The organism is Corynebacterium epidermidicanis, assembly GCF_001021025.1.
In the GTDB taxonomy this organism is placed as follows: Bacteria; Actinomycetota; Actinomycetes; order Mycobacteriales; family Mycobacteriaceae; genus Corynebacterium; species Corynebacterium epidermidicanis.
In genome coordinates, this window is sequence record NZ_CP011541.1 from 1,022,179 (window position 1) to 1,034,724 (window position 12,546).

The window sequence follows — 12,546 nt, forward strand, 5'->3', positions numbered from 1 at the left end:
TCACATCAATGTAAGACAACGCAGATTAGTTTAGCACTCTTGGGGATTGGAGTAGAAATCAGCCTCGGCAATTACCAACCCGAGGTGAGCTGGCCCCAAGAAGGCCAGCTCACCAGCGGTTAGTACACCAGGATGACGATCAATGTGCGGGGACCGTGGACGCCTTCGACACGGTTGAGCTCGATGTCGGAGGTGGCCGATGGGCCCGAGATCATGGTGTTGGGGCGATCCGGGTTGAGGCGTGCGACCATTTCTGGAACGGAGTACACCACGGCGTCTTTGCGCACGATGCACAGGTGCAAGTCGGGCACCAGTGTGAGGGCCCGACGCCCGCAGTTTTCTCCAGATTCCAAGCAAATCGTGCCGGTTTGGGCGCTGGAAACGGTGGAGTCAGTGACCACAGCGTCTACGTCGTTCAACGTACGCGGATCTACGTCTGCGGAGTCGGGTGTGGCGTTGCCACCGAAGGCGTCGAAAAGCGAGGCTGGGAGCCCTGGGGCATAGCGAACCTCGCGGGCGCCGCGCTCGTCGAGAATCTTGACGATAGTGTCGGCGAGGTTGTCCTCGCTAGCCTCTTCCACGATTGCTTTGTAGTCCACAAGCCGGTCGGTGAGGATCTCTTTTAGTTCTTCTACCGAGTGGGCGAACGAAGTGTGATAGGTGCGAGGAACCTCGTGCGGTCCGGCGGGGGTGCCGGCCAGTTTGTGGGCGTTGTGGATCCGGGAGAGGATCTCAGCCTTGGCTTCCTGGTTGCGGGTCTCTGAGATGGCCATTACTTCTCATCCTTTTCGAAAGCAGCAGAGTCGGACTCTTCGCGTCCTTGAGCAGTGGCCCCGGCGATACCTTCGGCCCGTGCAGCAGCGAGCAAGTCGCGGGCCTCGTCAGTGTCAAACCATTGGCGGAAGGACTTCTTGGGTGGAACGGCGGTATCGCGGACGTCGGTCCAACCGGCGAGGAAGCTTGGCAAGTGCGTGATCTTGCCGTTGAAACCGCCGAGGATTCGGCCCATGAACACCATGTGATTGATGGCGTTCCACACATGGCGGTTGCCGAATGCCAAGGTCATACCAGCAAAGATTGCGCCTTCGATCTTGGGTGTATCGGTTTCGATCTTCTTGTGGCGCAGCTCCAGAAGTGCGTCGGTGATTGGAATCTTGACGGGGCACACCTCGTTGCAACGGCCACACAACGTGGAGGCGTATGGCAAGGAGGCATTTGGATCATGGGCAGATTGGATACCCGTGAGCTGTGGCGACAAGATTGCGCCGATCGGGCCGGGGTAGGTCGAGCCGTAGGCGTGCCCACCAGCGCGTTCGTACACTGGGCAGACATTTAGGCAGGCGGAACAGCGGATGCATTTGAGTGCTTCGCGGCCGATTTCGTCGGAAAGCACTGCGGTGCGGCCGTTGTCGACGAGCACGATGTGGAAGTTCTTCGGACCGTCGCCCTCAGTGACACCAGACCAGGTAGAAACGTAGGGAGCCTGTCGCTCGCCGGTGGAGGAGCGGGGCAGCAGCTGCAGGAAGACTTCGAGGTCTTTGAACGTCGGCAGGAGCTTTTCAATACCCATCACCGAAATCAGGGTTTCCGGCAGGGTCAGGCACATGCGGCCGTTGCCTTCGGATTCGACGATGGTCACGGTTCCGGTTTCGGCGATGCCGAAGTTTGCGCCCGAGATGGCAACCTTGGCTTCCATGAACTGTTCGCGCAGGAAGCTGCGAGAGGCTTCGGCGAGTTCGGCTGGTTCGGAAGACAGGGACTCGTCGGTATTAGGCATTTCCCGAATGAAGATGTCACGGATTTCCGCACGGTTTCGGTGAATGGCCGGCACGAGAATGTGGGAAGGCTTGTCATGTCCGAGCTGCACAATTAGTTCCGCGAGGTCGGTCTCGCGTGCTTCGATGCCCGCCTCGCGCAGTTGCGCGTTCAGGTTGATCTCCTGGGTGGCCATCGACTTGATCTTGACTACCTTCTTCTCGCCAGTTTCCTGGACGAGTGCGGTTACAATTTCGCCAGCCTCTTTGGCGTCGCGGGCCCAGTGCACATGCCCACCACGGGCTGTTACGGCCGCCTCGAATTGTTCCAGCAGTTCCGGCATCCGTGCCAGTACGTCGCGCTTAATGTTAGAGCCGGCCTCGCGGAGATCCTGCCAGTCGTCGAGCTCATCGACGACCTTTTGGCGCTTGCCACGAATAGTTGTGGTGGCCTTGTTCAGGTTGCGACGCTGCGTCGCGTTGTAGAGATCGCGATGCGCATTCTTGACGAAGCTTTCGTCGCCAGCGAGCAGGGAAATCTCGCCAGCGCGAGGTGGCATGGTTGGGGTGCCAAGTCCGATTTTCACAGCATTACCTCCCGGGAGTACACAGCTGAGGTTGGGGTCCAAGGATGTTCTTTGGTAGAAGCGAGGATCTCGGCCATGTGCAGTGTGCGGACACCGGAATGCTGGCGTGACAGCGAGCCGCCGATGTTCATCAGACAGGAGGCGTCACCAGCGGTGACATACTCCGCGCCAGTCTCGCGGATGTGGCGAACCTTGTCACCGACCATTGCAGCCGACACCTCTGGATTCTTCACAGAGAAGGTGCCGCCGAAACCACAGCACTCTTCGGCGTTCGGCAACTCGACGAGATCAATTCCTTCGACGTTGCGCAAAAGACGCAGCGGTCGTTCGCCTACCTCGATGAAGCGAAGTGAGTGGCAGGAGGAGTGATAGGTCACCCGGTGTGGGAAAAACGCGCCGAGTTGGTCGACCTGGGCGATGTCGATGAGGAACTCGGATAGGTCGTAGGTCTTAGCTGCGGTGGTGCGGGCGGCGTCGACAAGCGCGGCAGAGCCGTAGCGCTGAGCGACGTGTTCGTGCTGCTCGCGAACAGCGCCAGTGCAAGAACCGGAAGGGCATACGACGTAGTCGATGGACGGATCGCTAAATGCGTCAACGTAGTTCTTGATTTGTGGCACAGCCTGGCGCTGGTAGCCGGTGTTGACATGCATTTGGCCACAACAGGTTTGCTCGGGCGGGAAGACTACTTCGTAGCCGAGGCGGGAGAGAATCACCGCGGTTGCTTTGATGGCGTCGGGAAACATTGCGTCACCGATGCAAGTGGAGAAGAGAGCCACTTTCATATTTGCTCCTCAAAAGCTTGATTTATCGCGTGTATTTATGCGAGTTGATAGGGCTTAAAACTGCAGGAAACGGGGGTGGTTTCTAGCGGATTTAAGCGCTATTGAGTTATGGGGAAGCCCCAAGCGGGCGCGGATGGTACCGCGCTATTGAAGTGCCAACCTGTGGAGTTGAGGGTTAGTCCAATGCGGGCCAACGCACATCGTTGGATGGAGCGTCGCTATCGACACTACTCAAAATTTGTATTGCGCGGGAGCGGTAAAAGGTGCCCACTACCTTTACTTATTTACGAAACATTATTGTTGTCAAAACAGGGGAGTGGCCTACGATTCACCCGTTGAGAATGGCGAGCTGCGGAAAATCAAGAGCAAATGTGAAGTATGCAACTTTTGTGATGGTCATTGCACTTAATTGATTCAGTCGTCGCCGTCACTTTCGGACCAGATGTCACATCTTGAGAAGGCGGGGTGTCCCCACATCTGGGGGTGTAGTGAGCTGCAGAAACCTGCCTTGGTGAACTCGCTCTTCAGTTTCTGTGACCATTGGGACGACAATGGGGCAAGTACACCACCGGGCTGTTTCGGGCCGCGAGGAGAACCTGGTCGCCGCGCTGGCATGCGCAGCACGCTGTCGCGAATACCCGCCCCAAGAGGCGATGCTGCGGACTTCACAGCCTAGGTGCAAACCTAATTGAACGAGGATGTATTGATGACCTCTAAATCGATCTATCTCGCCGCGGACTACACCGCCCGAACCGACGCAGTGAATCACAGCCTGGTGCTGAGCGCTCTGGCCGGTATTTTGCCCCTAGTGGCTTTCTTTATCTTCCTCATGGTCTTGAAATGGAAAGCGCATTACTCGGCAATGTCGTCCCTGATTGTGGCGTTGCTCGTGGCCATCGGGTTGTTCCGAATGCCAACGAGTTTGGCTCTGCTCACTACGTCACAAGGCATCGTGTTCGGTCTTTTCCCCATTGTGTTCATCATTTGGATGGCGGTGTGGGTCTACGACCTCACGGTGCGCAGCAATCGCTTTGAAGACCTGAGGCTGATTTTTTCCAAAATTGGACGCGGGGACATGCGCGTCCAGGCGCTCTTGATTGGCTTTTCCTTTGGCGGTTTGTTGGAGGCGCTGGCTGGCTTCGGTGCTCCGGTGGCGATCGTCGCGGCGATGTTGCTGGCCATTGGTATGAAACCGATGAAGGCAGTGCTGACCACTCTGGTGGCCAATACTGCCCCCGTCGCCTTCGGTGCGATGGCCATTCCAGTGACCACCGCTGGTTTGCTCACTAACACCCCCGGCGCCGATGTTGCAGCGATGGCTGGCCGTCAGGTGTCGGTGCTGGCTCTCGTGGTTCCCTTTGTGTTGTGCTTCGTGATGGACGGGCTGCGCGGCTTTAAACAGGTCTGGCCCATGGCTTTGGTTTTGGCAGTTACTTTCGGTGGCGGCCAGTTCTTAGCTTCGAACTACTTCACCTACGAGCTCACTGACGTGGTGGCATGTTTGCTTTCGCTGGCCGTGGGAATTGGGTTCCTTTTCGTGTGGGCACCCTCCACACCAGAAGACCAAGCCTCCCAGGTTGATGCGAACGCCACGGCCCTTACTCCTGCCCGCACGAGTCTTGCGCTCTTTCCATACCTGCTGGTCGTGGTGGTTTTTGCCGTCGCAAAGCTGTGGACGTGGGGCATCGATATTCCAGCCCGAATGGCAGCCACGGATGTCAAGATCCCATGGCCAGGTCTCGACGGCCACCTGCTCACCGCCTCCGGCGCAAAAGTCTCCGGCACGGTGTTCAACTTCAACTGGCTGTCTGGCCCGGGAACCCTGCTAATGCTGTGCGGTTTGGTGACCGTCATCGTCTACTCACTGACTAGCCAAGACGGCAAATACCCGATGACATTCGGCAAGGGCATCAAAGAGCTTTTCGACGGCGCCTACCGCATGCGATTTAGCTTCCTGACTATCGCATCGGTGATGGGCCTGGCTTATGTGATGAACTTCTCCGGTCAAACCGGCGCAATCGGCGCAGCTTTGGCTACCACTGGAGCGATCTTCCCACTGATTTCCCCAGTCCTGGGCTGGATCGGCACGGCGGTGACCGGTAGTGCTACTTCATCGAATGCGTTGTTTGCGAAGATGCAGGCCACCGCTGCCCAGCAAATCGGCGCAGATCCTACCCACCTGATTGCCGCCAACTCTGCAGGTGCAGTGACGGGCAAGATGATTTCGCCGCAGACGGTCTCGATTGCCGCGGCGGCGGTCCACATGGACAACGGCGAAGCTGAGATCATGAAGCAAGTGATCGCTTACTCGCTTGGTTTGCTGGCCTTCATGTGTCTGCTGGTCTACTTGCAGTCCACTGCCGTGCTCGGCTGGATGGTCTAATAGCTGTGCTGCCACATCTGCGGTGCATCCGCGGGTGTGGCTTTTTGCCGCCTTAGCTGCCCCTAGGCCGGTGGGAAATAGGTGAGGGTTTGGTCCGCGCCCGGTGTCGTTGCGCGTGGGGAGGTGGACTAAGATGGGCGAATGTGACTCCAGCAGACCTAGGTACCCTAATTAAGAACACCGCAGAGGCGGTACTCAACGAGCAAGGCCTCGATACCTCCGTGCTACCTGACACGGTTGTTGTCGAGCGTCCACGTAACCCCGAGCACGGTGATTACGCCACCAACTTGGCGCTGCAAATCGCCAAGAAAGTTGGCAAAAATCCGCGTGAGCTCGCCGAGTTGCTGGTTGCTCAGTTGCGCCACAACGACGCAATTGCCGAGGCTGAGATTGCCGGGCCGGGCTTTGTGAATTTGCGTTTGGGGGCAGCTGCCCAGGGCGGCATCGTCGCCAAAGTTCTCGCCGAAGGCACAGCCTACGGCCATAATTCCGACTACGCCGGAAAGCGTGTCAACCTGGAGTTTGTTTCGGCGAACCCGACCGGTCCGGTACATCTCGGCGGTACCCGTTGGGCAGCGGTCGGCGACTCCCTGGGCAGGATTCTGCAGGCTAGCGGGGCGCAAGTAACCCGCGAATACTACTTCAACGATCACGGGAAGCAGATTGACCGCTTTGCTAACTCCCTGGTCGCTGCAGCCAAAGGCGAGCCGACGCCAGAAGACGGCTACGCCGGCGAATACATCAATGACATCGCTGCGAAGGTAGTGGAAAAGCAGCCGGACGTGCTCTCTATGCCACCGGATGTCATGCAAGAAACCTTCCGCGCCGAGGGCGTGGAAATGATGTTTGCGCACATCAAAGAAACTCTGCATGAGTTTGGCACCGACTTTGACGTGTTCTTCCATGAGAATTCGCTTTTTGAATCCGGTGCGGTGGATCGGGCTGTGGCCATGCTCAAGGAAAACGGCAACCTCTATGAAAAAGATGGTGCCTGGTGGCTGAAGGCTACCGATTTTGGCGATGACAAGGACCGGGTGGTCATCAAGTCGGACGGGGATGCCGCCTACATTGCCGGCGATATCGCCTACGTGGTGGACAAGATTGAACGTGGCCATGACCTGTGCATTTACATGCTCGGTGCGGACCACCATGGTTACATCGCTCGCCTGAAAGCATCGGCGGCAGCGCTTGGGTATGACCCAAACATGGTTGAAGTCATGATCGGACAGATGGTGAACCTGGTCCGTGATGGGCAGGCAGTTCGGATGTCGAAGCGCGCCGGCACTGTTATCACCCTGGACGATCTCGTGGAACTGATCGGCATCGATGCTGCTCGCTACGCGCTGATTCGCTCCTCCGTCGATTCCTCCCTGGATATTGATATGGAGCTTTGGGCGTCGCAAAGCAACGATAACCCGGTGTTTTACGTGCAGTACGGGCACGCCCGCCTGAGCTCAATCGCGCGGAAGGCCGCCGAATTGGGTGTGCTCGCCGAGGGAGCTGACCTGTCGTTGCTGACGCACGAGCGTGAGGGCGATCTTGTCCGAACCCTGGGAGAATTCCCTGAAGTTGTTAAATCCGCTGCGGATTTGCGCGAGCCACACCGGATCGCACGCTACGCTGAAGACCTCGCTGGTACGTTCCATCGTTTCTACGACAACTGCCAAATTCTGCCCAAGGCGGGGGAGACCGCGGAGCCTATTCACGCCGCTCGGCTGGCTTTGGCCATGGCAACCCGCCAGACACTCGCGAACGCGCTCTACCTGGTAGGCGTGTCCGCTCCAGAACGGATGTAAATGACCAAGTTTGACGTACTTCCTAGCCACGTCTGGCCACGAAGCGCCACACGCGCGACCAATGGCGAAGTGACTATTGCGGGGGTTTCCCTGGCTGACCTTGCCCAAGAGTTCGGCACCCCGCTGTTTGTGATTGACGAAGCAGATTTCCGCTCACGCTGTCAGGACATGGCGGCGGCTTTCGGTGGTGGGGAGAACGTTCACTATGCCTCTAAGGCCTTTCTGACTCGTAAGGTAGCCAACTGGGTTGCCGAAGAAGGCTTGTCGCTGGACGTAGCTAGTGAAAATGAGCTGCGCCTGGCGTTGGCTGCTGATTTCCCGGCAGAGCGCATCACGGTGCATGGCAATAACAAAAGCGATGGCTTCCTCCATTTGTGTGTTGAAGCCCAGGTGGGACACGTCGTACTGGATAACCACGACGAGATCGCCCGGCTCGATGCCGTAGCTGCCGAACTTGGCCAAAGCCAGGACGTTTTGGTCCGCGTGAAGCCAGGTGTGGAAGCCCACACCCACGAGATGATTGCCACTGCCCACGAAGACCAAAAGTTCGGGTTCTCCTTGGCTTCTGGCTCGGCCTTCCAAGCGGCCGAGGAAGCGATAGCTGCCAACAACATTCGCCTGGTTGGCCTGCACTGCCACGTCGGATCCCAGGTGTTTGACGCGCAGGGCTTCAATATGGCGGCTGAGCGTGTGTTGGGGCTGATGGAACAGATCGTTACTTCGCAGCCCGCCGAGGTGGCAAACCTGCTCACGATTCTTGACCTCGGTGGCGGCTACGGCATTGCCTACACGGCTAACGATGAATCGCTCGACGTCGCTGCGGTCGCCGCTGACCTGCACGAGAAGGTCACCAAGAGCGCAGAGTCTCTTGGCTTGGCCACCCCGACGGTTATGGTGGAGCCGGGACGAGCCATCGCCGGCCCAGCAACGGTGACGGTCTACGAGGTCGGCGCCATCAAGGACGTGCATATTTCCGACAACGAGACCCGCCGCTACCTGGCAGTTGATGGCGGAATGAGCGACAACATCCGACCAGCTCTCTATGGTGCGGAATACGATATCCGCCTGGTCAACCGCACTAGCGACGCCAAGTTGACCAATACCCGTGTGGTCGGCGCCCACTGTGAATCCGGCGACATTCTGATCAACGCTGCTGACTTGCCCGCCGACATCCACTCCGGGGATCTTGTAGCACTCGCCGCAACAGGTGCCTACTGCTATGCCATGGCGTCGAACTACAACATGTTCGGCAAACCGGCGGTCGTTTCCGTCCGAGATGGGGTAGTGAGCCCTATGCTGCGCCGACAGACGGTCTCGGATTTCCTCGCACTTGAGGCTTAACCAGGGCTTATCGACGCCCGTCGCTCAGATTTCCGCCCGCCTTTGTCGCTACCGGCTTAGGCGGACAGTGCAAACTATTCCAGGTTGTGAAAATATGCGACTAGATGCGTGGTAAAATTCCTGGATGTGCGTCGGCATCGGGTAAATATCTTTCATTTCACGCAGAAATGAACCGCTTAGTCTAGAGTGGTGAGGTATGTCGCCCGGACCACGCGTTCGGTGTGCATAGTCCCACCACCTACCCACGATCACGTTCAGGAGTGCCTCATGAGTGACCTCAAGCAGCCACAGTTCAACCCCGGCAAAGGAATTGGTACGCCCGTAGGCGTCGCGATTCTCGGACGAGGTACCGTGGGTGCGGAAGTCATGCGGTTCATGCAGGAATACTCTTTCGACTTGGAAAACCGTATCGGGGGACCGCTGGAATTGCGCGGGGTGGCCGTGTCGAACGTCGAAAAGCATGCCTCAGAGGTTCCTGCTGAGCTGCTGACCACCGATGCGCGCGCGCTCATCGCGCGCGATGATGTTGACATTGTCGTGGAAGTTATCGGCGGAATCGATTACCCGCGCGAGTTGATTTTGGAAGCGCTCAAGGCGGGCAAGTCCGTCGTGACCGCGAACAAGGCCCTGGTCGCAGCGCATTCGGATGAGCTGGCGGCTGCTGCAGATGCAGCAGGTGTCGATCTCTACTTCGAGGCAGCCGTTGCAGCCGCTATCCCCGTGCTGGGGCCACTGCGTCGCTCGTTGGCCGGCGACCGTATTGAGTCAGTCATGGGCATTGTCAATGGCACCACCAACTTCATCCTTGACGCCATGGATTCCACCGGTGCTTCCTACGATGACATGCTGGCTGAAGCCACCCGCCTTGGTTATGCCGAAGCTGACCCGACCGCTGATGTCGGCGGACACGACGCCGCCTCCAAGGCAGCCATCTTGGCAACCCTGGCATTCCACACCCGCGTCACAGCCAACGACGTGTATTGCGAGGGCATCACCCACGTCACTGCCAAGGACATCGCGGCTGCGAAGGAAGCCGGCTACACGATCAAGCTGCTGGCGATCTGCGAGCGCTTCACCAGCGATGACGGTACCGAGAAAATCTCCGCCCGTGTGCACCCCACGCTAATCCCGCGCGATCATCCGCTGGCCAGCGTGTCTAAGTCATTCAATGCCATCTTCGTCGAGGCTGAGGCAGCAGGCCGACTCATGTTTTACGGCAATGGTGCGGGCGGCGCACCAACGGCCTCAGCGGTGCTGGGTGACTTGGTGGGCGCTGCGCGCAACAAGGTCCATGGGGGACGAGCCCCAGGCGATTCCACCTACGCGAACCTGCCGATCGCGGCTTTCGGTGAGGTCCACACCCGCTACCACGTGGATATGGAAGTTGCGGACCGCATCGGCGTGCTCGCTGAGATTGCGGACCTGTTTGCCAGCTGTGGCGTGTCGTTGCGCACCGTGCGACAAGAGGACAACGGGGATACCGCCCGGTTGATTATTGTCACCCACAGTGCTGCGGAATCTGATTTAGCTGCGGTCATCATCAAGCTGAAGAACATGGCGGCGGTAAAATCTGTAAACAGTGTAATTCGATTAGAGAGCGAGTAGAAAAGTGGCTACCAACCCTGTGCTGCGCGGATGGCGCGGACTCATCGACGAATACCGGGACCGAATGCCCTTCGATGATTCTGTCAAGGCAGTCACCCTCCTCGAAGGCGCCACTCCGCTTATTCGGGCCAACCACATTTCCGAGCTCACGGGCTGCGAAGTGTACCTCAAGGTGGAAGGCGCCAATCCCACTGGATCCTTCAAAGACCGGGGCATGACGGTAGCGGTGACCGACGCGGTACACCTGGGCAAGAAAGTCCTGATGTGCGCCTCTACCGGTAACACCTCGGCCTCCGCCGCGGCCTATGCAGCTCGTGCCGGTATCAAGAGCTGTGTGTTGATCCCGGAGGGGAAGATCGCCATGGGCAAGCTGGCTCAGGCGGTGATGTATGGTGCGGACATCATCCAGGTCAAGGGCAACTTTGATGACTGCCTTGAGCTGGTCCAAAAGACCACCGCGGAATACCCGGAGATCGCCCTGGTCAACTCCGTGAACCCCATGCGCATCGAGGGCCAAAAGACGGCTTCCTTCGAAATCGTCGACGTGCTTGGTGATGCCCCCGATATTCACGCCCTGCCCGTCGGCAACGCCGGAAACATCACCGCTTATTGGAAGGGGTACCGGGAGTACCGCGAAGATGGCATCGCCACGAAGCTGCCACGCATGCTGGGGGTCCAGGCTGCTGGTGCGGCGCCACTCGTCAATGGTGCTCCAGTGCTCGAGCCGGAGACTGTCGCCACTGCCATCCGCATCGGCAATCCTGCTTCCTGGCATGGGGCGATGACCGCGAAAGAAGAATCTAACGGCGTGTTCCGTGCAGCTACCGACGAGGAGATCCTCGCTGCCTACCGCCTGATCGCCGCTCGCGAAGGCGTGTTTGTGGAACCGGCCTCCGCTTCCTCGGTTGCTGGGCTCCTGGCTGCGCATGCCGAAGGTTGGCTGGAACCTGGTCAAACAGTGGTTTGTACCGTAACCGGCAACGGACTGAAGGATCCAGACAACGCACTGTCGGCCATGCAGCAGCCACAGCCAATCGAGGTTGATCCAGCAGCGGTTGTTGCTGCGCTCGGGCTGAAATAATGTGTGTTCTGGAAGTCGGCAAAGCCGTCACCGTTTCGGTGCCTGCGTCTTCGGCCAACCTTGGCCCGGGCTTCGACAGCCTGGGCTTGAGCCTGGGGCTTTTCGACGACGTCACGGTCGAAGTGATTCCGTCCGGCCTGGAAATGCACATCTCCGGAGAAGGCGCCGACTACTTGCCAAAGAACTCCTCGCACCTCGTCGTCCGGTCGATCGAGCGAGGCTTGGCAGCAGCAGGGTGTCAAGCACCGGGGCTGCGGGTTAGTTGCCACAACCGGATCCCGCAATCTCGCGGGCTTGGGTCCTCGGCATCTGCTGCGGTCGCGGGCTTAGCTGCTGCACAAGCGCTTAGCGACGGTGCCTTCGATCAGGCTGAGTTCGTGCACCTGGCGGGGGAATGTGAAGGTCACCCGGATAATTCCTCGGCTTCCGTCTTGGGTGGAGCAGTGGTGTCGTGGACTGAAGAAGTGGAAGGGGAGCCACGGTATCGTGCGGTGCGAATCCCGGTGCATCCGCAGTTAAAGGCGACCACATTTGTGCCGGACACCCAGGCGTCGACAAGCGCGGTGCGCAAAGTCCTGCCGGAATTTGTGCCCCATACGGACGCGCGGTTCAACCTCGCCCGCACTGGATTACTGACTTATGCGCTCCAGCATGACCCCACGCTGTTGTTCGCGGCCACCGAAGACAAGCTGCATCAGGGTTACCGTGCGCAGGCGCTGCCTGTGACCACGCAGTGGGTCGGAAAACTTCGCGAGCGGGGGCTGGCCGCGTTTGTCTCTGGTGCGGGGCCGACTGCACTGGTCCTCCACACGGACCCAGTGCCGATCGACCTGATCGAAGATGCGAAGGCTGCTTCGCTTCGGGTGTTTGAGCTGGATATAGCTTCTGGGGTGTCCGTGGAAGAGCTTGCGCGGGACTAGCTGGCTGCTTCGTTTACAGCTGAAGTTGTCAACGGAAAAACACGGTCAGTAGTGGTTCGGCATTACCAGTATGGTTAGTTATGATTGGTGCTGCGTGGTTAGGCAGCTTCGCGAAGGTTCGCCCCGCCCGGCCAAAGGTCCTTGCCAAAAATCGGTACGTACATCTACTTTGCAGCGGCGCAGATTTTTGGCATTGAGGTAATCAACAGCAGTGGTTAGCAGATTCTCCCACCCAGGTCGTTGGGTGATGCTTTGGGTATCGTGGGCAGCACTTGCCGCGGGTTTTGTCGGAAGTAT

The 12,546-nt window shown here is 58.6% G+C and carries 9 protein-coding genes; 6 read left to right on the top strand and 3 right to left on the bottom strand.

Features of this window, described 5'->3' with window-relative positions:
* Positions 1–119: 119 nt before the first annotated feature.
* From CEPID_RS04775 to CEPID_RS04785, 3 genes are read right to left on the bottom strand one after another with little or no spacing between them, the layout of a single operon-like run.
* Positions 120–773 carry a LutC/YkgG family protein gene (locus tag CEPID_RS04775; protein WP_047239981.1) on the bottom strand — a complete coding sequence of 218 codons (654 nt, stop codon included), beginning with the start codon at positions 771–773 and terminating at the stop codon, positions 120–122.
* On the bottom strand, positions 773–2,341 hold the full coding sequence (locus CEPID_RS04780) for a LutB/LldF family L-lactate oxidation iron-sulfur protein (RefSeq protein ID WP_144413450.1): 1,569 nt from the start codon (positions 2,339–2,341) through the stop codon (positions 773–775). The genes CEPID_RS04775 and CEPID_RS04780 overlap by 1 nt, the downstream gene beginning before the upstream one ends.
* Complete coding sequence (locus tag CEPID_RS04785) at positions 2,338–3,123, bottom strand: (Fe-S)-binding protein (RefSeq protein WP_047239982.1); 786 nt, start codon at positions 3,121–3,123, stop codon at positions 2,338–2,340. Before CEPID_RS04785 ends, CEPID_RS04780 begins: the two co-directional genes overlap by 4 nt.
* Before the next feature lie 706 nt (positions 3,124–3,829).
* On the opposite strand from CEPID_RS04785, the gene CEPID_RS04790 reads away from it, so the two are divergent.
* The 6 genes from CEPID_RS04790 (at position 3,830) to thrB (ending at position 12,249) form a co-directional block, all read left to right on the top strand.
* Positions 3,830–5,506 (top strand): L-lactate permease, encoded by a 1,677-nt coding sequence (locus CEPID_RS04790; protein ID WP_047239983.1) that lies wholly within the window; start codon positions 3,830–3,832, stop codon positions 5,504–5,506.
* Positions 5,507–5,649: 143 nt separating this feature from the next.
* Positions 5,650–7,302, top strand: coding sequence for an arginine--tRNA ligase (gene argS / locus CEPID_RS04795; RefSeq protein WP_047239984.1), 1,653 nt, complete (start codon positions 5,650–5,652; stop codon positions 7,300–7,302).
* Positions 7,303–8,643, top strand: coding sequence for a diaminopimelate decarboxylase (lysA, locus tag CEPID_RS04800; protein ID WP_047239985.1), 1,341 nt, complete (start codon positions 7,303–7,305; stop codon positions 8,641–8,643).
* Between the two features lie 267 nt (positions 8,644–8,910).
* Positions 8,911–10,248 carry a homoserine dehydrogenase gene (locus CEPID_RS04805; protein ID WP_047239986.1) on the top strand — a complete coding sequence of 446 codons (1,338 nt, stop codon included), beginning with the start codon at positions 8,911–8,913 and terminating at the stop codon, positions 10,246–10,248.
* Positions 10,249–10,312: 64 nt separating this feature from the next.
* Positions 10,313–11,329: a threonine synthase gene (thrC, locus tag CEPID_RS04810; protein ID WP_083984496.1), complete on the top strand. Its 1,017-nt coding sequence runs from the start codon at positions 10,313–10,315 to the stop codon at positions 11,327–11,329.
* Positions 11,329–12,249 carry a homoserine kinase gene (gene thrB, locus CEPID_RS04815; RefSeq protein WP_047239988.1) on the top strand — a complete coding sequence of 307 codons (921 nt, stop codon included), beginning with the start codon at positions 11,329–11,331 and terminating at the stop codon, positions 12,247–12,249. Before thrC ends, thrB begins: the two co-directional genes overlap by 1 nt.
* The last annotated feature ends 297 nt before the right edge of the window (positions 12,250–12,546 follow it).

Excerpts from the sequence above, each read along its gene's own strand:
- CEPID_RS04775 (WP_047239981.1), bottom strand. The coding sequence starts at position 773 with ATGGCCATCTCAGAGACCCGCAACCAGGAAGCCAAGGCTGAGATCCTC.
- CEPID_RS04785 (WP_047239982.1), bottom strand. The coding sequence starts at position 3,123 with ATGAAAGTGGCTCTCTTCTCCACTTGCATCGGTGACGCAATGTTTCCC.
- CEPID_RS04790 (WP_047239983.1), top strand. The coding sequence starts at position 3,830 with ATGACCTCTAAATCGATCTATCTCGCCGCGGACTACACCGCCCGAACC.
- lysA (WP_047239985.1), top strand. The coding sequence starts at position 7,303 with ATGACCAAGTTTGACGTACTTCCTAGCCACGTCTGGCCACGAAGCGCC.
- CEPID_RS04805 (WP_047239986.1), top strand. The coding sequence starts at position 8,911 with ATGAGTGACCTCAAGCAGCCACAGTTCAACCCCGGCAAAGGAATTGGT.
- thrC (WP_083984496.1), top strand. The coding sequence starts at position 10,313 with ATGCCCTTCGATGATTCTGTCAAGGCAGTCACCCTCCTCGAAGGCGCC.
- thrB (WP_047239988.1), top strand. The coding sequence starts at position 11,329 with ATGTGTGTTCTGGAAGTCGGCAAAGCCGTCACCGTTTCGGTGCCTGCG.